The following is a 21,416-nucleotide window of genomic DNA, read 5'->3' as shown; positions in this document are numbered from 1 at the left end:
ACGGGCCGTGGATCAAGAAAACTGGCCCGGGTAATCGGAAATGCGTTCCCGTACGGCCCGGAATTCCCGGCTGTGGCGAGGCACGGCAAAAGCGGGCGGGCGGGCGCGGGCGCGATTTCCTCTTACGTCGCCCATCGCTAGCCTGGTGACCATGAGTCAGGAGCCATTGCCGTCAACTCCGCCCACATACGATCAACTCCTGGACGAACTGAAAACCATCCGCAGGCCCGGGCTGGCCGGCCTGCGCGGAACCGATCGGCCGGCGCTGCGCGCGGTGGCCGTGGCGGGCGGCTTCTGCGACGGCCCCGACGACGCCCCGGCGGGCATCGAGGCCCTGCTCAAGGAGGCCGTGCGGCGGCTCGGCGAGAAGGACCTGCTCGGCCGGGCCGCGGCCCACACCTTCGGACTGCTCCCCGACCGCCGGGGCGCCCCCGCCGCCGACCGCCGAAAGATGGCCGCCGGCGTGTACGGGGTCACCCCCGAGCGGTTCCGCAGACATCAGGAACCGCAGGTGATCCAGCAGCTCGCCGAGGCCGTCCTGACCGTCCTGCGGGAACCGCCCTCCGCGCCCGCCCGGCAGACGGGCCGGGGCGGTCCGCCACCCTCGGGTGGCGCAGTCGGCGCGGTCGGCGCGGTCGGCGCAGTCGGCGCAGGTGGCGCAGGTGGCGCAGGCGGGGCAGGCGGCCAGGACACGCAGGGCGGCGCGGGCGGGCGAGGCCGTCAAGGCGGCGCGGGGGGCGCGGGGGGCGTCGGCGGCCAGGGCGGACAGGAGCCCCCGCTGCGGGTCGACAGCGTTCCGGTGGACGCGCGTAGCACCGTCACCCTGCACGTCTCGCCCATAGAACTGCTCCGCGACATCGAGGTCTTGGTCTCCTCGGAGAACGTCTACCTGGAGATGTCCAAGACCTTCCGGCCGACCGTCTCCGGCGCGCTGCGCCTCGCCGCCGCCGTGCGCGACCCCGCCGGGGAGATCGTCGACGACGTGCTCACGCGCGAACTCGCCGCGTGGCTGCGCGCCCACGGGCGCCCGGGCCTGCCGGTCCGGCCGGGCACGGTGGTGCCCACGTCGTCCGGGGCGCTCGCCGCGCGCGGCGTCCGGCGGATCTACCACGCCGCGGTGGCCACACCGCAGGACGACACGTACGAGGTGCGCCCGGAGAGCATCGCCCGCGCGGTCAGCGCGTGCTTCGCCCTCGCCCGCGCGGAGCGCGACCGGTACCGCCCCGAGCTGTCGTCCATCTGCTTCCCCCTGCTCGGCGCGGGCCGGGGCGGGCTGGCCCCGGCGGTCAGCGCGACCTGGCTGCGCTGGGCGATCCGCGACGAACTCGCCCGGGACGCCCGCTGGCGAGTGCACCTGGTGGTCCGCACCCGCGACATAGCCGAGGCCGTAGGCGCACTGTGACCCGCGCGCCCCCTGCGACGGCGACTCCTGCGCCCCCTGCGACGGCCGGGACCCCTGCGACGGCGACCCCTGCGGCAGCCGGGACCCCTGCGGCGGCCATGCCGACGGCGGCCCTTGCGGCAAAGGCGCGCGCTGGGGCGACCGGCATCCCTGCACCCACCGCGCCGACTCCGCCCGCTGAACCGACCGCGCCCGGTGCGGCGACCGCGCCCCCTGCGACGGCCGGGACCCCTGCGAAGGCGGGGACGACCCCTGCGGCAGCCGGGACCACCGCGCCGGCCACGCCGACGGCGGCCCTTGCGGCAAAGGCGCGCGCTGGGGCGACCGGCGTCCCTGCACGCACCGCGCCGACTCCGCCCGCTGAACCGACCGCGCCCGGTGCGGCGACCGCGCCCCCTGCGCCGGCCCGGAGCCCGCCGGCGGCCCGGGCGCCTGCCACGGCCGCGCCCCCTGCGACGGACCGGGCCCCTGCGGCAGCCGGGACCACCGCGCCGGCCGCGGACCACGCGCCCGCTCCCCCCGCCCCGCTATCCGCCCCGGCCCGCGCCCGCAGCCCAGCCCGCGCCCGCGCAGACACCCGCGCCCGCAGCCCAGCCCGCGCCCGCGCAGACACCCGCGCCCCGGCAGACACCCGCACCCGCGCCCGCGGCCACCCTCACGGGCGCCAGCTCGGGTCCGTGAGGCGCACCCCCGCTCGCCGCAGGCGGCGCTCCAGCGCCGACAGTTCGCCGCGCAACGGCACTCCGTAGAGCCGCACATCGTCCTCTCCCTCGACCACTTGCAGACGGGGTCCACTCGCCGTCCGGGTCAGATGCGCCTCGTAGCGCGCCCGCCCCAGTGCCGTACGCGGCCGCATGCGCTGGTTGGCCGAGCCGCGCCACACCAGACGCGTGGGCTCGGCCGCCCGGAAGCGGCCGGTCACCAGGACATCGGCGTGGTGGACCGCGGCGGAGCGCGCCGCGTCGCGCTCCACTTCGTCCTCCTCGTAGCCCGTGTACAGGAGGAAGTCGATGTCGCGCCCGGCCGCCGGGCCGCCCGGCGCCCGCGCCTGCGCGCGGGCGCGGTCCGCCCCGGCCAGCAGGGCCGCCAGGCCGGTCGGCTGGTCGAGCGGCTCGCCGCCGCTGACCGTCAGCCCGTCGGCCCCCCGCGCCAGCGCAGCGCGCCACAGTCCGAGCAGGGACGAGACCGTGCGGGGGGCGCCACCCCCCGGGTCCCAGGTGTGCCGCGACATGCACCCGGCGCAGGCCAGCCCGCACCCCTGCAGCCAGATGCCCAGCCGCCGGCCGGGCCCGAGGGTCTCCACCGGGAAGTGCGTCCCGCTGATCCGGAGCACCGGATCCCGGCGCAGGGAGGCGTTTTCCATCGGCCCGTCTCCTTTCCCTCGCGGCCGGGTACCGAATTCCGTGATCAATGAGAGGGGACCCGGAAATCATGCCCAGTATGACGCGCGGCCAGACGCGGTCGCGGGCGAACTCCGGTTGAGTTCCGGGCGTTTTCGGGGGTGGGCCGTGCGGGGAGCATTCCCGGGTATGACGTTACCGCTACGGTCTGAACAGGTATTCGGCTCGGCCACCGCGCCCCCGCGCGGAGCAAAGCGGAATGCTGCTTTCCGTAAAAGGGGAGGTCCGGAGTCGAATTCCATGCCGAGGAAATCGGGGGACGGAAATCCATGATCACATCCGACAGTGTCAACGGCGTGGCGCGCCGGGGTGGGCTCGGCCCCACCGCGCGCCTCAGGGCCCGCCATCGGGGCAGGCGTGACGCCGCCCGGGGCGTGCCCCGCATCACCTTCACGGTGGCCGCCGCACCGCCCGGGGGCGGGCCGGACGGCACGCCGCCGTCCATCGAGCCGCCTGCCCCGGAGCTGCTCATCACCCCGTACGTCATGGAGGTGCGCACCTCGGCCCGCCGGGCCACCGAGCAGCTGCGCTCCTCGCTGATCGGCCGGGAGCAGGCCCTCATCAGCAGGCTGCGCGCCGAATCGGTGCGCGTGGTCACCCAGTACGACGTCCGCGAGGACCCCAGGCCCGCCGCCCTGGCGCGGTACGGCCTCTGGGTGGGCCAGTGGCGCACCAGCGTGGACCGCTGCCGGTCGCACGCGCAGGCCGTCGTCGACCAGGCCAACCAGCGGCTCGCCTGCTACTGGGACGGGGTGCGCGCGGCCCACCCCCACTTCGGCCGCCTCGCCCGGCGCCCGCCCGGCGACTGGCTGCCCGGCCGGGTGGAGCTGGACCCGTCCTGGCACCGGCCCGACATATGGCTGCTGGCCGACGACGAACACGCCCGGACGGCCACGTCCCGGGCGCTCCAGATACTCGAGCGGCAGAACACCTACCGCGCCGACGGGAGGAGTGCGCGATGACCGCCGACAACCCCGCCCTCCAGGGCCCCGACCCTCAAGGCCCCGCCGCCCGGCCGCGCCCGGCCCCCCGTCGCGAAACCGCCCGTCGCCCGGCCCCACGCCGTGCGACCGCCCCGCGCCCGGCTCCCCACCGCGTCACCGTCCGCCGCGCGCTGCCCGCCGCGCTGGTGCTCGCCCTGGCCGCGGCCGGCACGGCCTGCGACGCGATGTCCAACGAACCGGAGCGCTACTCCCAGGCGTGCGGCATCGTGGTCGACGGGTCGGGCTCGGCCGTCGACGCGAAGACCGGCTTCGACGCGGAGGCGAAGCTTACGGCGAGGCTGGACACGTTCCTGAAGGACCGTAAGTGCCGCAAGACGTCCTTCGCCCCGATCACCAAGGTCTCCATGGCCTCCAAGTGCCAGGTCAGCCCCCTCGACCTGGACCCGGACGGCTCGAAGACCTCCGACCGCGACCACACCCGCAAGGCCCTGCGCACGGTCGCCCTCTCCAGCGCGATCAAGCTGCTGAAGTGCGCCAAGAAGCAGGAGCCCGGCTCCGATGTGCTCGGCGGCCTGTCGCGGATCGCGCTGACCAAGCCGTCCGGCGGCGACGCCTCGTTCGACGTGCTCGTGGTGAGCGACTTCGACCAGGGCGACCCCGACTTCCGGCTGGGGCGGCAGGACCTGTCCACCGAAGCGAGCCGCGAGAAGACCGCCGACGGCTTCCTGAAGTCCCACGGCACGCCGGAGCTGTCCGGCGCCGACATCTACCCGGTGGGCTACGGCATGAAGTACCACACCGACACCTCCCGGTACGAGCAGTTCAACGCGTTCTGGACGGAGGTCCTGGAGGGGAGGATGAAGGCCCATGTCCACACCGATTACCGGTAGCGACGGCGAGGCCCCGCGGCGGCTGAGGCTGCGCCGCCGCGGGCCCGACGCCGACCGCGGGCACCGCGGGCGCGCCGCGCGGCGCTTCCCCGACGGGGCCCTGCCGCAGCCGGAGCCCGTCGAGCCAGGCGTCATCCGCGGCGGCGACGGCGACTGGCTCACCGACCGGGCCCGCAAGCGCGGCGAGGTGGCCGGCACCCGGCGGGTCTTCGACCCCTGGGTGCTGGGCAGCCCCGACCGGATCCCGTACTTCGCCGAACTGGCCAGCCTGCGCAACCGCGTCAGGCACCGGCTCACCGAGGAGGCGGCGCGGGCCGAGGAGGCCGGTGCCCTGGAGGCCGGCCGCGTACGGGCGGCCGTCACAACCGCCGAGGAGCGGCTGACGCGGGCGGGCCGGCGCCGCGCCGACCTGGAGCAGCAGCAGCGGGTCACCGTCGCGCAGCTGGACCGGCTGGCGCGACGGGCCGACCGGTGGCAGAACTTCCGCGACACCATCCGGGGCGGCTTCGAGCGCCGGTGGCTGCGCGACCGGATGCCCCCGGACTGGACCGACGGCACCCATGGCACCGGCGGCACCGCCGACCCGCCCGGCGCGCAGGGCTCGACCGGCGCGCAAGGCGTGAACGGCGCGACCGCCGCCCGTCGCGGCCCGGCGCAGGCGTACCGCGACGACGAGCCGGAGACCGCGAGGCACCACGCCGGCTGGCAGTCCGTGGCCGACCACGACCTGTCGGCGCCCGACGCCGAGGCCGACCGGGCCCTGTCCACCAGGGCGGCCTGGGAGGGCGCGGCGGCGCGGCCCGGCATATCGCACCGCTTGAAGGTCGGCGTGCTGGTGCTGCTGGTGCTCGTGGAACTGCCCGTCTACTACACCGTGTTCGAGAATTTGCACGGCGTCGGCGCCTTCGCCAATCTGCTCTCCGTCAGCCTCACCCTGGCCGTCGGCGTGGCGATGATCCTCGCCCCGCACACCGGCGGCCGGATCCTGCGGCACTGCTCCGGCACCGGCGCGGTCCGGCTCGCCGCCGTGCCCGCGCTCGCGCTGATCGCCGTCTGGGGGTACGGCGCCTGGGCGCTGGGCGATCTGCGGGCCAAGGTGGCGTTCCAGGACGAGCCTCCGCTGGAGCTGTCGGCCGACGTGCCCCAGGAGGTGCGGGACAGGCTCAGCCACCAGCCGAGCCTCCTCGAGTCGCTCAACCTGGACCCGCACAGCGTGTCGTTGATGTTCGTCGCGCTGCTGCTGCTCTCGGGCGGCATCGCCTTCCTGCTGGGCCTGGGTGAGGAGCATCCGTACCTCGCGGCGTACCGGACCACCACCGAGCGGCTGCGCGAGCTGGAGCGGGAGATCGAGGAGGACGTGGCGGGCGCCGAGCGCGCCAGGCAGGCCCAGGCCACCCTGGAAACCCGCGCCGCCGCCCGCCGCGCGGCCCTCGAGGCCCGCCTCTACGCCGTCGACGAGCTGTACGAGGCAGCCGCCCACAAGTACCTGGACGGCCTGATGGCGCAGTCCGCGGACCCCGCGGTGACCGAGGCCGCCATGCGGCTGTCCCAGAAGTGGCCGCTGCTGCCGCACTGACGGCGTCCGGCAGACCGTGAGCACACACAGGACCGACGACGGGGGTGGCGATGGAGCCGGCGGGCGAGGAGCAGTACATCCTGATCACGCAGTGCCTGCAGAACGACTTCTTCCTCAATCTGGACTGCCAGTTGTCGCTGCCGGAGAGCGCCGTCTCCAAGCTGCTGCTGGACTGCGAGGGCGGGGAGGCCCTCCGCACGGACGGCCACCGCAGGGTGCTGCCCGAGGCGGAGCTGCGCCGCTCACCGCTCTCCCGCTTCCTCGACGCCACCGTCGGCTCCCGCACCCGCGGGCACGGGGACGGCGTCCTCCACCTGATCAACGTCCGCGACTGGCACGTCCCCGGGGAGGCGTACGACCTCGAACGCCGGCAGTACGGCGCGCACTGCGAGGCCGACACCTGGGGGGCGGCGTACCTCGACGGCCTCACCGACCTGCTGGCCCCGGCCCCGCCGCCCCCCGGGGGCGGCGGGGTCGACTGGGGCGGCCGGCTGCGCGTCCACCACGTGCGGTCCAACACCCTCTACGACTTCCAGGACACCCCCGGCCCCCGCCCCGGCGACCGCGTGCCGTCCGGGCTCACCACGCTGCTGGACGCCCTCCTGGCCGACGGCAGGCACGAGACGACCCATGTGGTCGTGATCGGCGTCCTCACCGACATCAAGATCCAACTCATGCTGACCGGCATCCGCTCCCGCTACGACGTCCGGCAACTCGTCGTCTCCGACGCCCTCACCGCCAGCCGCACCCTCGAACGCCACCTGACGGCCCTGGACTTCTGCCAGCGGGTGCTGCGCGTCGAGGTGATGACCGGCCTCGCGGAGCTGACCCGCTTCCTCGGCTCCCGCCCGGACGACGACCGGCCGCTGTCCCGGGGCGGGGACGCGGAGTTCGCCGGCTACTCCTCGTACATCCAGGACAAGCAGGGCATCCTCTCCTACGAGGACGCCCGGCTGCGCGACTACCGCATCCAGTCCTCCGAACGGCTCAGACAGGCCCAGCGCACCGTCGGCTTCGCCGCCAAGTTCCTGCTGGCCCTCGGCACCTGCCTGCTGCTGACCGCCCTCCTGCTCTCCCTCCTCGACGTCCTCGCCCCCGGCCGCGTCGGCTGGCAGAGCCCCGCCGTCCTCGGCGCCCTCGGCGCGGGCCAGATCGTCACCCTCTTCTTCACCCGCCCGGTCAGATCCGTGCAGGACGCCCTGGCCGAGGAGACCATCTACCGGATGGTCCTGGAGAGCCGCAGCCTGAAGGTCGCCCTCGCCCGCTACCACGTCACCACCGCCAACGCCCTGCGCCGCCACGACGACATCGGCCGCCAGTCCGAGGCGCTGGAGCGCCAGCTCGAGGTCCTGGAAAAGATCGACACCGCCGACTTCGAACGCCTCAAGGGCCTCGGCGTAACCCCCCGCGCCGACCCGGCGGGCCCGCCCCGGGTGCGCCGGAGGAACCGACCACAGCCCCTGGGCTGACGCGACCTCGAACCGTCGGCTGAAGTCGCGGCAGCCGTAGCTTACGGGGCGAAACGGACAATGACGTTCGCCCAGCCGTCCGGGCTTGTGTAGTGCCAGGTACCGGTTTCGTCGGCTGAGAGCATGGCCTCGGAGTACAGGGCTCCCACGAGGAGTTTCCAGGGCTCGCCTCTCTTGGCGGTTTCATCGCGCGCCGGGTCACGTAGCGACTTGTCGGCTGCTTTCAAGACGGCGGTGCGGATGTCGAAATACCGTGTGCGGTCGGCTCTTCCTGTGGTGACGCCGGATGCGCTCATGAACGTCCATTCGGCGTGCCAGGGGCCGTCTGTCATGGGGGATCACTCCGGCGAAGTGCTCTGTGTCGTGACTTTGTGGTGAGTATGGGACAACGACACGCCGTGGCGTCGGCGTTGTCCCATACTCACCGCAAACGGCGGTCAGCGCGGGTGGCCGACCCGGCAGCGGCCATGCCTCGCTGGCGCTGGGCGTGAAGCCGGGCGATGGCCCGTAGCTGCCGCTGCTCGTACTGCGTAGCGGGGCGCACCGAGGCACAGTGCGACCGCCATGCGAGGCCGGTGGGGCGGGTGAGGCAGACCATCGGCCCGTCGAAGTCGGCAATAGTCCCAGGTATCTCGTAGCGCCGGTCGTAGACCACCATGCCGACCGCGAGACGGGGCAGGATACGGGTCCAGTCCGCCCCGTTCACCGCTTCCGCCTGGCGCGGCATCGCGTGTCCGCCGCCCGAGGGCTGGGCGTCTCGAAGCTGGCGGCTGGTGCGTGGTTCACTTCGGCCTCCGCCCCAGGTGCTGGGCGATCTGTTCGCTCAGGGCTACCGATCGCTGCCGCAGTTCCTCAAGGGTCGGGCGGCCCTCGTCGCCCTGCTGCCCGTGCTGCTGCCTCCCCTCTCCTTGGTGCGGCGGGGGCGTCGTCGGGTTGCTCATCTACGCCACCACCCTCACGCCGTGGATGACGCGCGGGTCGATGTCGATTCCGTGCACGGCCAGCCACAACGTCCGCCGACGCCGCAACCGGCGCTCCGCGCGCTGCTCCCGCTGCTGTTCGTGGGCCACGACGCACGACCGGACCATGTCGGCCCCTTGAGCGTCCGGCGGCTGGCGCCGCATGGCGGGGCGGCCGACGGCCGAATGGGTCGCGCGGTGACGGCCGGACGGCGGTAACACCAGTCGTAGCAGCGCTTCGAAGATCCACGCGATGGCATGGATCATGCTCATCGACTTCCGGCTCCCGGGGACAGCCGGCTCGTGGCGTGTGAAGAACTGCGGATGTGTCAGGGGCACGGTGAGACACCACCTCTGGGCTCGCTGTAAGCTTGAGGTTGAGCTAATTGCTATTCGCGAAAAGCGGCAAGGAGCCGAGTGTCGGCCAAGAGGTCGCTTACCGTGTAAAGCGGCAAGGTTGGCGAAGGTCGATCAAGACACCAGGAGGGGTTCGTTGGCCGGCGAAGGGTGGATCAGTACGTCGATGCCTTACCTGCGGCCGACCGGGGGAGGCCGCGGCGATACGTGGCGTGAGGAAGCCGCGGCGCACGGGCGGCGGGGTACTCAGCGCGTCGTCCAGGCCGGAGAGGTGTCCGCTCCGGCGGTCGTGGCGAGGCTGTTGGGGGTTGAGGCGGGGGCCTCAGTAGTCGTGCGGCGGAGGATCATGTATCTGGACGAGCAGCCTTGTGAGCTGACCGACTCCTACTATCCGGCCCGCATCGCGGCTGGTACGGGGCTCGCGGACACGGCGAAGATCCGTGGGGGAGCCGTCGCTCTGCTCGCACAACTGGGGTACGTGGGGGAGCGGGTGCGGGAGGATGTGACGGCACGGATGCCCGACCGGCAGGAGCGCGAGCTGCTGCGGACCGGCGAGCTGGAGCCGGTGATGTGCCTTGAGCGGGTCGTCTTCGACGGGGATGATCGGCCGATTCAGGCCGATCTCATCACCATGCCCGCCCACCGCCAGCGACTTCGATACGAACTCAGGATGGGATGACCGTGCCCAAGGCCGATGAGGACGCGATCGACCGGCGGTCGCTGCATGAGCGAATCGCCGCGGATCTGCGGGACGAGATCATGTCGGGCGAGCTTCGGCCGGGCGCCAGGCTTCCCTCGACCGCGCAGCTCAAGGAGCGGTTCAGCGCGTCGAACGCGACCGTGCAGAAGGCACTGCAACTGCTGAAGGACGAAGGTCTCGCGCTCGGCCGCGCCGGGGCTGCCGTCACCGTACGGGAGCACCGGCAGCGCACCATGCGGCCCGCCGCGTACATGGCGCCGGCCGCGCCGGGTGAGCCGTATCGATGGATCAGTGAGGCGGCCACCGGACATCAGGCGCGGGGGAGCAGCCGCCTTCTGGAGGTCGCCGAGGTGAGACCGCCCGCCGATGTGGCGGAGGCGCTGCGGCTTCCGGAGGGAGGGACGGCGCTGCTGCGGGCTCAGGTGTTGTCGCTGGATGACGAGCCGGTGGAATTGGTGAAGTCCTACTATCCGCTGGAACTCGCTCGCGGGACGGTGATGATGGACCGCCGCAAGATCAAGGGCGGTACTCCGGCGTTGCTGGCGGAGCTGGGGTATCCGCCACGGCTCAGCGTGGACAAGGTGTCTGCTCGCGTTCCGACGCAGGAGCAGTACACCGTGCTCGGCCTGCCGGGGAATCTGCCCGTCCTGCGGACGTTGCGGGTCGTGTACAGCGATGGTGAACGGCCCATTGAAGCCACGGTGATGGCCAAGGCCGGGCACCTTTATGAGCTGCAGTACGAGTTCTCGCCGTCCTGAGTGGTGCTGTAGCGTCCGCGGGCGCTACGGCCGCACCTGACGGGTACGCCGACACCGCTCCGAAGCTCCCCCTCGTCAGGGTCGCTGCGGGTGTGGGGGGCATGGAGTCGGCTTGCGTCAGATCTCATACAGGTGGTGTGGAATGGCTCGCTTCCAAACTGCGTCGAAGGCGTTCAGGCACAGCATCACGGTCTCCGCGTCCGCTGTGATCTCGTCCTCCACCACCTCACCGTCACCCGAGAAGTGGTGCACTCTGAGCAACGCTCCATCGAACAACCAGAAGTCGTTCCCGGGCAGAGGGATCTTCGTGGCCTGGCGCCGGGGTAGCCACCGCACCTCCTCACCCGCCGTGACGTTGGCGTGGGTGACGTAGTGCTCCCACCGGATGTACTCCGATACGGGCTCGGAGACGACTCGGGCCCGGCGGATCGCCACACCCCGAGCCACGGTGTCCGCGATCAGCTGATCGTAGGGATGCCACCAAGACTCGCGATCGTCCCAGTTGATGCGCTCACCGCGCCGCCATGCCTCGAACCGTTCTGTAGGAGCGTAGGAGTCCCGCAGCTCCAGATGGGCGGCCGACCGCTGGGTCCGGCCAAGCAGCTCAGCGAAGCCGGGCACGCTCGACGGCATCGCACGCCTCCATGACCATCGTGATCACCGGACCGGAATCGGGTTCGCCACCTGAACCTTCCGCACCGGCCATCATGGCCCCGGGGACCGGGATGGGCGGGAGCTGCTCATACGGCCCAGGAGTCGGCCGGATCATCCAGCCATACCCGCTGTCCCTTTGGCGTGACCGTGAGGCCAAACCGGGTGTGCTCCGGTCTGCCCCGGTTCTCCCACCACAGGTAAGCCGCCTCCACCTCGTCCCACAACCGGCGTGGGCCCGACTGCCAGACGCGCGCCGTGTCACCGTCGCGGAACATCACGCAGGCCCAGGAGCGGTCGGTCAACCCGTAGAACCACACGGGCCGTGCGCCGTCGCGCTTGTCGGCCACGGCCTGGACACAATCCCGAACCCGCAGGCCCAGCGCGAAGGGCAGCGCTGTGTACTGGCCTGTGACGAAATCCGCTTCTGCCAGGTCGGTGGTGGACGTATCGGCAAGGTCGAATCCATCCGCTGGAACGTAATCGCCGTGGTCCCATGCGGGTAGCCGTTGCGCGCGCATCTTCATGAATTCCACGGGCCGGGTGAAGGGCCCCGATGCTGACTCGCCCTTGACCACCAGCCGCGCCACGGCGTCCGCGTTGCTGTAGCGGGTCCCCCACGGTGCCAGGATGAGGCCGCCAGGGCGGGTCTGTCGGATCCACGCCCCGGGAACCTCCCGCAGGCCGACAGTGGCCAAAACGCGGTCGAAGGGCGAGGCGTCCGGGCAGCCCTCGAACCCGTCGCCCACCACCACATCCGGGGACAACCCGGCTGCGCGCAGCCGCTCGCGGGCCCGCCGCGAGACGGAGCCGTCCACCTCCACCGTGGTGACGTTCCGACCGCCGCAGCGGTGTGTCAGCGCACCCGCCGTCTCGCCCGTGCCGGTGCCCACGTCGAGCACCCGCATGCTTGTGTCCACAGCCAGGTCCTGGAGCATCGCGTACACGACGGAGGGCATGGAGCTGGAACTCGTGGACACGTGCCCTGGTTCACTGCCGGTATGCCGGCCATCGTCCCACTGCGTCACGATGGGGATATTGCTGTCGACTGCGGCATACCAAGCATCGGGGTCGTCGGCCCGGTTCACGCTGACGCTGGTAGCCGTGTCCATGTCGAAAGGCCACATCAGGTCAGGCAGGAAGGCGGCCCGATCGACGGCCGCGAAGGTCGGAGCCCAGTCCGAGGACAGTGATCGGCTCTCAAGGAGGACACGCCCCAGCACCTTTCGGCTGGGGCGGTCTACTCGCACCGAGGTGGGCATCATTTGCGGTGCGTACCGTCGCCGGGCGGGGTTTCGCCGTCGGGGGACGGCGGCTCCTGTGGCGGCGACCAGGGCTGGCCGGGATGCCCGTCGCCTCCGTCTCCTCCGCCTCCACCATGTTGTCCGCCATCGGCAGCCGTGACGATCTGCACGTTGATCACGCCGTGCTCCTCCCCTTGATGTGGTCGTTGCTCCGTACCCCGATCGCGAAGCGACGCTGGGCTCGCTCATTCCGACGCCTTCACGCCTTTCGCATGGTGACCACGCTACGAAGAGCGCGACCGCGACTCACAGGGAATTGCGCGTGATTGCACGGGGATCACCCGAGCGAATCCATAGCCGCCCTGATCAGTGCACGAGCCCTTGCCCCGTAGACGGCCATGTCGGCCAGCATGGTGAACGTGTCGGCATAGGCCCGCACCTCGCTGGGCTGCGTCAGCGTGAGATAGCCCGACACGAGCTCGACGTTGACCTGAGCCGTGTCGTAGATCCAGAAGCCCTCTACCGGCATCCGGGGGCGGCCGAGACGAGTAGGCACCACGCCCAAGCTGACGTTGGGCAGTGAGCCGACCGTGAGCAGGCGCTCAAGCTGCTCAAGCTGCGTGTCCGCCTCGCCCAGGCCGTTCCGGAGAACTGACTCCTCGATGAGGAACACGAAGCGGCGGTGCCCCTCGCACAGCACGCGCTGACGTTCCATGCGTACCGCCACAGCGTCGGCCACGTCATCGATCTGGACCCGCCTTCGCTGGACCGCGCGCAACACGTCCTCGGTGTACCCGTACGTCTGGATCAGACCGGGGACCAGCCATGACGAGTACGACCGGAACCAGCGGGTGCGCTCGAAGAGAGGGAGAACGGCTTCCTGCGCACGGCGCAGACCCGCCCGTTCCATCCGGCGCCACTCGATCCACATGCCCTCGACGGCCCGGAGAGAGGCGATCAGATCGTTTGTCCGGTCTTCCCTGCCGCACGCCCGGCACCACGCGCGGATGTCGTCAGGGGACGGTGAGGCCTTGGCGGTGGAGATCCGCGACACCTTGGACGGGTGCCACCCGCACGCCTGAGCCAGTCGCTTGCCGTCCAGCCCGGCGTCCTTGCACATCTCCCGAAGGCGGTCAGCGAGGACCTTCCGGGCCGCTTGAACGCTTGACGATCCTGATATGGGCATGGCACCGACCGGGTCAGACCGGCTTGTACTCCTCGTGCGGCGTGGCCCGCTCCCAGACCGCCTCGAACGCTGAACTCACCAGTTGTGTGACGGCCGGCTCGGTACGCCACTCCCGGTCGACCACCTCACCACTCCCGGAGAAGAAGGTGAACAACACTGAGGACTCGTCGAACATCCACAGATCGGTACCGGGTAGCGCGATGTCGGCTGCGTCGCGCCTCGGCAGCCAGCGCACCAACTCGCCCGCCGCGACATTGGCGAACGTGAAGTGGTGCTCGAACCGGATGTAGTCCGTGACTGGCTCGGACACGATCCGGGCCCTGCGTATCACGACGCCACGCGCTGTCGCCTCGGCTACCAAGTCACGCCAAGGCGCCCACCATTCAGGCAGCCTGGCGGGGTTATCGTGGTACCGATGGCCACCACGCCATCGGGCGAACTCCGGATCATCCGGTGTATAGATGTCGCGCATCTCCAAGTGCACGGCGGAGTGCTGCGCCTTGGCGAGTCCTTCACGTACGGGGTACTTCACCATTGCCGTCCTGCACTCGAGGGATGTACCTCAGCATCACGGCCGGAAGCCGGATGATCGTCTCGTGATCGGGAACCTCCGTGGAGTGGCCCGGGACTGAGCCGATCTCCTGGCACGCCTTCACCTCTTCCTCGGTGGCCTTGTAGGACTGGATCAGTAGATCCCCGGTGTCCTCGTCCAGCCAGATGGTCGGCGAGTCGTCAACGGGCGTGTTCGGGATGATCCCCAGGAAACGTAACTTCATGCCCTCTCCTCTGCGATCCGATTGCTCTCGGTTGCACGACCATCACCCTGCGGGAGCGCGGTGTCAAGGCCGCCTACCTGCGTGGCATTCGCCGGGGGCTGGCGAGGAGGTATTCGCGCGGGCGCGTATGAACGCGAGCCTCACCGGCAAGGCTGAAGGGGCCTGGCGGCATGGTGTGGGCGGTCAGGAGCCGATCCCCTGGGGGTAGCGGAAGAAGTCGGTCGGGTCGTACTTCCGCTTCACGCGGACCAGCCGGGGGTAGTTGACGCCGTAGTAGGCCTCCCGCCAGTCCCTCAGCTTGGGGTCGGGGAAATTCTGGTAGGAGTGCTCGGGAGGCGCCGCGGGGAAGAGGGCGTCGTAGAAGTCGTGGAGCCAGTGCACGTTCGCGGCGGCGACCTCGGGGGAGTCGTAGTCCGCCCAGGAGGTCTCGGCGGCGAGGATGAACAGGTCGTCGCGGTGCACGAACGCGGTCGCCCGCCGCGGTACGCGGTTGATCTCCCCGCCGAGCGCGAACATCGCGAGCCCGGCGCCCTCCGGGTTTCCGCTGCCCGGCCAGTCGAGCAGCCGCTCGGCCGCGGCGGCGACCTGTCGGTCGTCGAGGAGGGTCCGGGAGTTCAGGACCGCCGACTTGGCGGCGAATTTCTCCACCGGGGTGGTGGCGCTCAGCAGGGTGCTCGCCTCGGCCGGGGTGACCTCGCGGACGGCTGAGCAGTTGCGGGCCCGCTCCTCCGGGGTGCCGATGGCGAGCAGGGGGGCGAGGACGGCCCGCAGTTCGTCGAGGGGGCCGTAGTACTGGCCGAGCGCGTTGACGCCCGCGTTGGCGCGGATCTGGTCGCGGGTTCGCCCATGGGTGCCGATGCCGAGGCGGAGGTGGAACCGCTTGTCGTCCTCGGTCTCCTGGGCGATCCGCTGCGCGGTCGCCATCACCGGCAGGACGGAGTCCAGGTTCCAGCTGAGCCGGTAGAACCCCACATCGCCCTGGAACCGCTCGTACTGGAACGTGAACGAGGTGTGCACGCCGAAGTTGTTGCCCGCGCCACCGCGGCAGGCCCAGAACAGATCGGGCTCCGAGTCCTCGGCGGCCTCGACCACGCGGCCGTCGGCGAGCACGACGGTCGTGGCGACCAGCCGGTCGCAGGTCAGGCCGAACATCTTGTCGCTGAAGCCGATACCGCCGCCCAGCACCAGCCCGGCCACCCCGACCGAGGGGCAGCGGCCGGTCGGCACGAAGATGCCCTGGTCCTCGAGCAGCGGGTGCAGGTCGCCGTTGGTGACCCCGGCCCCGACGGTGACGGTGCCCGCGCCGTGGACGACCTTGATCGGCCCGTATGCCCGGGAGCGGGCGGCGCCCCGCCCCGGCACGGTGCTGATCTTCTTCATCCGGCTCATGTTGAGCAGCAGGCCCGTGGTGGTGGAGTAGCCGGCGTAGTTGTGGCCGAGACTGGAGCGGGGCACGGCGGGCAGCCCCACCGCGCGGGCCCAGCAGATCGCCTCGCGTACGTCCCTCGTGGTGGCGCAGGCGACGATGCCGGCGGGGTGGATCCCGGCGTACCGGTGGTTGAACGGGAGTGCCAGCGGAGGGTAGCCGGGGTTCCCGGGCCGGTAGAGGGTGGCGCCGGGGGAGAGCGACGCCGCCAGCCGCTTCCAGTCCCGGGGGCTGACCGGCTCCGCCGTCCCGGTCGCCGCGGCGGCGCCGGGCGACGCCTTCATCGCCACCGCCCCGGCGCCGAGGGCACTCAGGGTGCCTGTCCGCAATACGTCCCGCCTGTTGATCAACGTGGCCTGCCTTCGCGAAACGGTCGGAGACTCGGTTACGACCGGAGAGTCGCCCGGTCGTCCGATCGTTCACCGCCACGGCCGGTCGGGCGTAGACCGCCCACGGGCCCGCCACTCGAAAGCGTGGCTGCCGCACCGCCCGATAGCCGAGTCGGCCGGGTGGCGGGCCGGGCCCGAGGGCGGGCCGGGCAGGCTCTCAGAGGGCGAACTCGCGGATCACGGTGTTCTTGAACACCGCGCTCCCGTCGAGCGTGAACAGGGCGATCCCGGTGTCGGCGGGGTCCGGGAAGACCTCGATGGAGTGGGTGTACCGGCCGTCGTCGACGAACATCTCCACGGAGGTCCGGTCGACGAGGATCCGCAGCCGGACCGTCCGCGCGGCCGGGTCGAAGGGGCTCCTGCTCTCCTGCCGGCGGCCCGAGGAGTCCGGGTTCGCCGTGGGCCCGCGGTTGACGAAGGCGTAGTCGCCGTAGATCCCGACGTCGACGTGGCGTCCCCCGTCGGGCGAGCGGCGCAGCTGAAGCCCCGCGCCGGCCAGCCGGTCCCAGGTGATCTCGGTGGTCAGCTCGTACGCGGTGCCGGTGTAGCCCAGCACCCGGTGGCCGTCGACCCGCAGGTCGCCCAGGCGCACCGTGCGGGAGACATGGGCGTCCAGGGCGCGGACGGGCCGGGAGGCGAGGTAGCGGGTGCCGTCGGGGGCGCGCTTGAGGGTGATCTCGCGGACGACGGAGTCGGTGCCGTTGAAGCCGTCGTGGTCGAGGGTGGGCGTGGTGTTGGCGTAGTCCCAGTTGTTCAGCCAGCCGATCGCGTAGCGCGTGCGCGGGTCGAGGGTGCCGTGCCTGTCGCGCTTGTCGAAGGTGACGGCCGCGTACCAGTCCCAGCCGTGGTCGAGCCACTGCGGGTCGGGCGCGTCGGGGGTGAAGGTGGCGCCGTCGAAGGCGCCGGTCCAGTACGCGTAGGTGTTGGGCAGCCCGGACGCCTTGCCGTTGGCGCTCACGCCCAGCACCCACCTCCGGACCCCGTCCTCGCCCGTGATCCGGAACAGGTCGGGGCACTCCAGGACGCCGATGCCGTCCTTGATGAACCCGCCGGCGTAGGTCCAGGACTTCAGGTCGGGGGAGTGGTAGAAGCCCACCTTGTTGTTCTCGGCGAGCGCCATCACCCAGCGGCCCCGCTGCTCGTCGCGGATCACCTTGGGGTCGCGGAAGTCGCGCACCCCGGGGTTGGGCAGCACCGGGTCGGTGCCGTGCGGGGTGAAGGTGCGGCCGCCGTCGGTGGAGTAGTACAGGTACTGGGCCTGGGTGTCGGCGTTGTCGTCGGGTGACATGGTGACCAGGACGACCACCGCGCCCGCGCCGAAGCCCGCCGTGTTCTCCGTGTCCACCACCGCCGAACCGGACCACACGTCCCCGTTGGGGGTGGTGTCCTTGGGCACGGCGATCCCGCGGTCCGTGAAGGACACCAGGTCGGTGCTGGTGGCCAGGCGCCAGGCGGTGCCCGCGGTGGTGCCGCCCGTCGTGTAGTCCGGGTTGTACAGGTAGTAGTAGTGGTACTCGCCGTCGATCCAGACCGGCCGCTGCGGGTCGTTCTTCCACTGGTCGGGGACCGTGAAGTGGTACTCGGCGCGATAACTCGCCGACGCGGCACTCACTGCCCCGCCCCTCGGCGTGGCCGCCGCCGGTCTCACCACCCCCGGCAGCAACGCGCCGGCCGCGCCCGCCGCCGTGGCGGCGACGAGCGACCTCCTGGACATCCCACTGCTGCCCGACCTGCCCGATATGTGATGCATGGTGCGGCTCCTTCCCCGACGTCGTCGTCAGGACTGCGGCTCGGTGGACCGGAACTGTAGACCTAACTCGTTAAAGGTCAACCCCTGCGGCATCTCTTGACAGCCCGTGCAGGGGTTCTCATCATCGGGAGGTCACCCGCGACTAACACGAGTTAGGCCCCCCGATGACCGACTCGCTCACCTCACGCCGCAGCCTCATGCGCTACGGCGCGTACGGCGCTGCGGCCGCCGCCCTCGGCGGTGTCGCCGCCAACTGGGACCGCCTCACCGGCGCCGACATCCCCGGCCGCGACGACGGCTCCCTCGTCGTCGCCACCCTCGGGCCCGCCTACGGGCCGGCCGCCGTGCGCACGCTCACCGAGGGCTTCCGGAAGCTGCACCCCGACATCAAGCTCCGGATCAACGCCGTCCAGGCCGTCGACTGGTCCGACTTCTTCGCGAAGATCCTCACCCAGATCGCGGCGGGCACCGCCCCCGACCTCGTCTACGTCGCCACCGAGGGCGTCCAGCTGTTCGCGCGGCGCCTCGGGGTCGCGCTGGACCACTGGGTCAAGCGGGACGCCGAAGAGCTGCGCGAGTACTTCGCCGACGTCCATCCCTCGCTGGTCGAGTCGATGATGTACGAGGGGAGCCTCTACCAGCTTCCGGTCGAGTTCAACGCGGCCGACATGTACCTCAACAAGGAGGTGCTGAAGCGGGCGGGCGCGGCCTTCCCGGCGCCCGACTGGACCCGCGACGACTTCACCGCGCTGCTGCGGGACATGAAGAAGTCCAGCGGCTCCCGCTTCACGCCGTACTTCTGGACCAACCGGCTGTGGGGCGGCGTGGTGCCCTGGCTGTTCGCCAACGACACCAATCTGCTCGCCGAGTCCAAGGCGCCGGGCGGAGCCTGGCTGTGGGACTCCTTCTACCCGCCCGCCGCCCGGCGCGGGCGCGGCGGCGGCTACCGGTGGACCACCCCGCGGGCCACCGACGCCCGCGTGGAGGAGGCGTACGACTACCTCGCCTCCCTCATCCAGGAGGGCCTGTGCACCCGCCCCGAGGGCGGCAACGGCCAGAACCTGGTCGGCGTGTTCTCCACCGGCCGGGTCGGCGTCACCCCCGCGGGCGGCTTCTGGGCGGGCGGCCTGCACCTGGCGGGCATGAAGGCGCCCGACTACGACGTGCAGTACTTCCCGCGTTGGCGCACCCAGCGCATGCAGTTCGGCGCCGCCGGCTACGCGCTGCTGCGCACCTCGAAGCGGCAGGAGGAGGCCTGGGAGTTCATCAAGTACGCCGCCCGCCGGGACACCCTCAGCCGGCTGTTCACGACCAACCAGACCACCCCGGCCCGCCGCTCGATGCTCGACGCCGCCCGCTACCGGGAGACCGGCCCGCGCCACTGGCAGGTCTTCTACGACACCCTCGACAAGTTCCCCGACACCGGCCCGATCCCCGCGCCCCCGCAGGTCGCCGAGGTCGAGCAGGTGCTGCTCAAGCACACAGGCACCGCCCTGGCCTCCCGGCGCGCGGTGGCCCCCGCGCTGCGCCGGATGCAGGGCGACCTGGAGAAGGCCATGGAGCGTGACGTATGACGACGAACACTCGGCAGGCCCCGGCCCGGCGGCCGCGCCCGGCCGCACCGCCCGCCGCCGCCCCGCGCCCCGCCGCCCGCGACCGCGGGACCCGGCTGCTGGCCACGCTCTTCCTGGCGCCCACCATCGTCGGCATCGTCGTCTTCACGGTCGTCCCGATCATCGGCTCGGTCGTCCTCAGCCTCTTCCACTGGAACGTGATCGACGACCCGAGCTTCGCCGGGGCCGCCAACTACCGCGAGGTGTTCAGCGACTCCACCGTGCTGGTCTCCTTCCGCAACACCCTCGTGTTCATGGTGCTCGCGGTCGCGCTGCAACTGCTCATCGCGCTGGCCCTGGCCCTGGCGGTGAACGGCCGGATGCCCCTGTGGCTGCGCTCGGTGTTCCGGTCGGCGTTCTTCTTCCCGCTGGTGCTGTCCGCCGCGTCGATCTCCGTGGTGATGAAGTACCTCTTCAACCAGGACTTCGGAGTCGTGAACTGGCTCCTCGGCCTGGTCGGGGTCGCCCCGGTGCCCTGGCTGACCTCGGAGAACGGGGCGATGGCCGCGGTGATCCTGGTCTACGTCTGGCAGCAGTTCGGGTTCTCGTTCCTGCTGTTCGTCGGCGGCCTGAACAACATCCCCAAGGAGATCCACGAGGCTGCCTCGCTCGACGGCGCCACCGGCCTGCGCAAGCACCTCAGCGTCACCCTGCCGCTGCTGTCGCCCACCCTGCTCGTCGCGTCCGTGGTCGGCATCATCAACGCGCTCCAGGTCTTCGAGCAGCCGTACGTCCTCACCAACGGCGGGCCCGGCGACTCCACCCGCACCGTCGTGATGGTCATCTACGAGACCGCGTTCGAGCAGCTGCGCTTCGGCCCGGCGTCCGCGGTGGGCGTGCTGCTGTTCGTCCTGATCATGGCGGTCACCGCCCTCCAGTTCCGGCTCAGCCGGCGCTTCGTCCACTACCAGTGAGCCGGGTGAGTCCCATGAGCCAAGCCACCACGAGCCGGGCCACGAGCCGGGCCGCCACCAGCCGAACGACCGACCGGGCCACCACGGGACGGGCGGGGAACCGAGCGGCCCCCAAACCGATCCGTGCGCGGCACTCGCTCGCGCCCTGGGCCCGGATCGCCGGGCTGGCGGTGTGCGCGCTGCTCACCCTGGGCCCGGTCATCTGGACCGTGTCCACCTCGCTGCGCACCCCGGCCGAGTCCTTCGACCTGCCGCCGAAGATCATCCCCACCCATCCGACGACGGAGTCGTACCGCGGGGTCTTCGACCAGATCGATGTGTGGCTGGTCGCCCTCAACTCCACGCTGGTGACCGCCCTGATCGCGGTCGGCCAGATGATCACCGCGGGGCTCGCGGGGTACGCCTTCGCGCGCCTCGAATTCCGCTTCAAGAAGCCGCTGTTCGGCCTGGTGCTCGCCACCATGATGGTGCCGCTCCAGGTCACCATCGTGCCGGTGTTCCTGGTGCTGAAGTCCATGGGCCTGACGGACACGCTGCTCGGCCTGATCATTCCGGCCTTCCCGACCGCCTTCGGCACCTTCCTGATGCGGCAGTACTTCCTGGGCATGCCCAAGGACCTGGGCGAGGCCGCGATGCTCGACGGCTGCGGCCCCTGGCGGATCTTCCGGTCGGTGTACGCCCCGCTGGCCGCGCCCGGCCTCGCGATCGTCGGCGTGCTGGCCTTCAACTACCACTGGAACGAGTTCTTCCGACCGCTCATCCTCGAGACCTCCGGCCAGAACTACACCCTGCCGCTGGGCCTGGTCTCGCTCCAGGGCAACCTCGGCACCGGCTCCATCTCGGTGGTGCTCGCCGGTGTCGTGCTCTCCATGATCCCCGCCGTCGCCGTGTTCGTCGTCGGCCAGCGCCCTCTGCGCGAGGGCATCACCTCCGCAGGAGTCAACCGTTGAGCCCCGCCGCTTCGCCCCCGGACCCGGCCGCTTCGTCTCCGGACCCCGCCGCTTCGCCCCCG

At 71.3% G+C, this 21,416-nt stretch carries 22 protein-coding genes; 10 read left to right on the top strand and 12 right to left on the bottom strand.

Features of this window, described 5'->3' with window-relative positions; genetic code table 11:
• The first annotated feature begins 151 nt into the window (after nucleotides 1-151).
• On the top strand, nucleotides 152-1,402 hold the full coding sequence (locus BBH68_RS12370; RefSeq protein ID WP_245738027.1) for a macro domain-containing protein: 1,251 nt from the start codon (nucleotides 152-154) through the stop codon (nucleotides 1,400-1,402).
• Nucleotides 1,403-2,057: 655 nt separating this feature from the next.
• Here BBH68_RS12370 and BBH68_RS12365 read toward each other — a convergent pair.
• Nucleotides 2,058-2,765 (bottom strand): 4Fe-4S single cluster domain-containing protein, encoded by a 708-nt coding sequence (locus BBH68_RS12365; RefSeq protein WP_065961675.1) that lies wholly within the window; start codon nucleotides 2,763-2,765, stop codon nucleotides 2,058-2,060.
• Nucleotides 2,766-3,071: 306 nt separating this feature from the next.
• Between BBH68_RS12365 and BBH68_RS12360 the strand changes: the two genes are divergently transcribed.
• The 4 genes from BBH68_RS12360 to BBH68_RS12345 are packed head-to-tail and all read left to right on the top strand — an operon-like array spanning nucleotide 3,072 to nucleotide 7,681.
• Nucleotides 3,072-3,764 carry a hypothetical protein gene (locus tag BBH68_RS12360; protein WP_065961673.1) on the top strand — a complete coding sequence of 231 codons (693 nt, stop codon included), beginning with the start codon at nucleotides 3,072-3,074 and terminating at the stop codon, nucleotides 3,762-3,764.
• Nucleotides 3,761-4,636, top strand: coding sequence for a hypothetical protein (locus tag BBH68_RS12355; RefSeq protein WP_065961671.1), 876 nt, complete (start codon nucleotides 3,761-3,763; stop codon nucleotides 4,634-4,636). Before BBH68_RS12360 ends, BBH68_RS12355 begins: the two co-directional genes overlap by 4 nt.
• Entirely contained in the window at nucleotides 4,614-6,212 is a 1,599-nt protein-coding gene (locus BBH68_RS12350) for a hypothetical protein (RefSeq protein ID WP_065961669.1), read from the top strand. The genes BBH68_RS12355 and BBH68_RS12350 overlap by 23 nt, the downstream gene beginning before the upstream one ends.
• A 44-nt stretch (nucleotides 6,213-6,256) precedes the next feature.
• Nucleotides 6,257-7,681 (top strand): hypothetical protein, encoded by a 1,425-nt coding sequence (locus tag BBH68_RS12345; protein WP_065961668.1) that lies wholly within the window; start codon nucleotides 6,257-6,259, stop codon nucleotides 7,679-7,681.
• Nucleotides 7,682-7,722: 41 nt separating this feature from the next.
• Here BBH68_RS12345 and BBH68_RS12340 read toward each other — a convergent pair whose 3' ends face one another.
• The 4 genes from BBH68_RS12340 to BBH68_RS39250 all read right to left on the bottom strand — a co-directional run bounded on the left by BBH68_RS12340 (nucleotide 7,723) and on the right by BBH68_RS39250 (nucleotide 8,913).
• Nucleotides 7,723-8,013, bottom strand: a complete 291-nt coding sequence (locus BBH68_RS12340) for a hypothetical protein (protein WP_065961666.1) — start codon at nucleotides 8,011-8,013, stop codon at nucleotides 7,723-7,725.
• Nucleotides 8,014-8,102: 89 nt separating this feature from the next.
• Entirely contained in the window at nucleotides 8,103-8,387 is a 285-nt protein-coding gene (locus BBH68_RS12335; RefSeq protein WP_076970940.1) for a hypothetical protein, read from the bottom strand.
• A 76-nt stretch (nucleotides 8,388-8,463) separates the two neighbouring features.
• On the bottom strand, nucleotides 8,464-8,622 hold the full coding sequence (locus BBH68_RS41920) for a hypothetical protein (protein ID WP_170066562.1): 159 nt from the start codon (nucleotides 8,620-8,622) through the stop codon (nucleotides 8,464-8,466).
• Nucleotides 8,623-8,913 carry a hypothetical protein gene (locus BBH68_RS39250; RefSeq protein WP_076970939.1) on the bottom strand — a complete coding sequence of 97 codons (291 nt, stop codon included), beginning with the start codon at nucleotides 8,911-8,913 and terminating at the stop codon, nucleotides 8,623-8,625.
• A 250-nt stretch (nucleotides 8,914-9,163) separates the two neighbouring features.
• Here BBH68_RS39250 and BBH68_RS12325 point away from each other — a divergent pair, with 250 nt between their 5' ends.
• Together BBH68_RS12325 and BBH68_RS12320 are read left to right on the top strand one after the other, a co-directional pair.
• Nucleotides 9,164-9,676 (top strand): GntR family transcriptional regulator, encoded by a 513-nt coding sequence (locus tag BBH68_RS12325; RefSeq protein WP_425428810.1) that lies wholly within the window; start codon nucleotides 9,164-9,166, stop codon nucleotides 9,674-9,676.
• The gene (locus BBH68_RS12320; protein WP_065961659.1) at nucleotides 9,673-10,455 is read left to right on the top strand and encodes a GntR family transcriptional regulator; all 783 of its coding nucleotides are present in this window, start codon (nucleotides 9,673-9,675) and stop codon (nucleotides 10,453-10,455) included. Before BBH68_RS12325 ends, BBH68_RS12320 begins: the two co-directional genes overlap by 4 nt.
• Before the next feature lie 117 nt (nucleotides 10,456-10,572).
• Here BBH68_RS12320 and BBH68_RS12315 read toward each other — a convergent pair whose 3' ends face one another.
• From BBH68_RS12315 to BBH68_RS12285, 7 genes are all read right to left on the bottom strand, one after another.
• Nucleotides 10,573-11,088, bottom strand: a complete 516-nt coding sequence (locus tag BBH68_RS12315) for a DUF6879 family protein (protein WP_065961657.1) — start codon at nucleotides 11,086-11,088, stop codon at nucleotides 10,573-10,575.
• Nucleotides 11,089-11,195: 107 nt separating this feature from the next.
• The gene (locus BBH68_RS12310) at nucleotides 11,196-12,368 is read right to left on the bottom strand and encodes a protein-L-isoaspartate O-methyltransferase family protein (RefSeq protein WP_065961701.1); all 1,173 of its coding nucleotides are present in this window, start codon (nucleotides 12,366-12,368) and stop codon (nucleotides 11,196-11,198) included.
• Nucleotides 12,369-12,687: 319 nt separating this feature from the next.
• Entirely contained in the window at nucleotides 12,688-13,536 is an 849-nt protein-coding gene (locus BBH68_RS12305) for a helix-turn-helix domain-containing protein (RefSeq protein WP_065961655.1), read from the bottom strand.
• Nucleotides 13,537-13,549: 13 nt separating this feature from the next.
• Nucleotides 13,550-14,071, bottom strand: coding sequence for a DUF6879 family protein (locus tag BBH68_RS12300; RefSeq protein WP_342673130.1), 522 nt, complete (start codon nucleotides 14,069-14,071; stop codon nucleotides 13,550-13,552).
• Nucleotides 14,049-14,312 carry a hypothetical protein gene (locus BBH68_RS12295; RefSeq protein WP_065961653.1) on the bottom strand — a complete coding sequence of 88 codons (264 nt, stop codon included), beginning with the start codon at nucleotides 14,310-14,312 and terminating at the stop codon, nucleotides 14,049-14,051. The genes BBH68_RS12300 and BBH68_RS12295 overlap by 23 nt, the downstream gene beginning before the upstream one ends.
• Nucleotides 14,313-14,495: 183 nt before the next feature.
• Nucleotides 14,496-16,067, bottom strand: a complete 1,572-nt coding sequence (locus tag BBH68_RS12290; protein ID WP_245738026.1) for an FAD-binding oxidoreductase — start codon at nucleotides 16,065-16,067, stop codon at nucleotides 14,496-14,498.
• 217 nt (nucleotides 16,068-16,284) lie between these two features.
• Nucleotides 16,285-17,739, bottom strand: a complete 1,455-nt coding sequence (locus BBH68_RS12285; RefSeq protein WP_245738025.1) for a glycoside hydrolase family 32 protein — start codon at nucleotides 17,737-17,739, stop codon at nucleotides 16,285-16,287.
• Between the two features lie 302 nt (nucleotides 17,740-18,041).
• On the opposite strand from BBH68_RS12285, the gene BBH68_RS12280 reads away from it, so the two are divergent.
• From BBH68_RS12280 to BBH68_RS12270, 3 genes are all read left to right on the top strand, one after another.
• Nucleotides 18,042-19,451, top strand: a complete 1,410-nt coding sequence (locus BBH68_RS12280; RefSeq protein WP_065961649.1) for an extracellular solute-binding protein — start codon at nucleotides 18,042-18,044, stop codon at nucleotides 19,449-19,451.
• Nucleotides 19,448-20,404 (top strand): carbohydrate ABC transporter permease, encoded by a 957-nt coding sequence (locus tag BBH68_RS12275; protein WP_065961648.1) that lies wholly within the window; start codon nucleotides 19,448-19,450, stop codon nucleotides 20,402-20,404. Before BBH68_RS12280 ends, BBH68_RS12275 begins: the two co-directional genes overlap by 4 nt.
• A 170-nt stretch (nucleotides 20,405-20,574) precedes the next feature.
• On the top strand, nucleotides 20,575-21,354 hold the full coding sequence (locus tag BBH68_RS12270) for a carbohydrate ABC transporter permease (RefSeq protein WP_245738029.1): 780 nt from the start codon (nucleotides 20,575-20,577) through the stop codon (nucleotides 21,352-21,354).
• Nucleotides 21,355-21,416: the final 62 nt, after the last annotated feature.

The organism is Streptomyces sparsogenes, assembly GCF_001704635.1.
GTDB lineage: Bacteria > Actinomycetota > Actinomycetes > Streptomycetales > Streptomycetaceae > Streptomyces > Streptomyces sparsogenes.
Note: the sequence above shows the minus strand (reverse complement) of the source record. Positions and strands in the feature narration are given on the sequence as shown.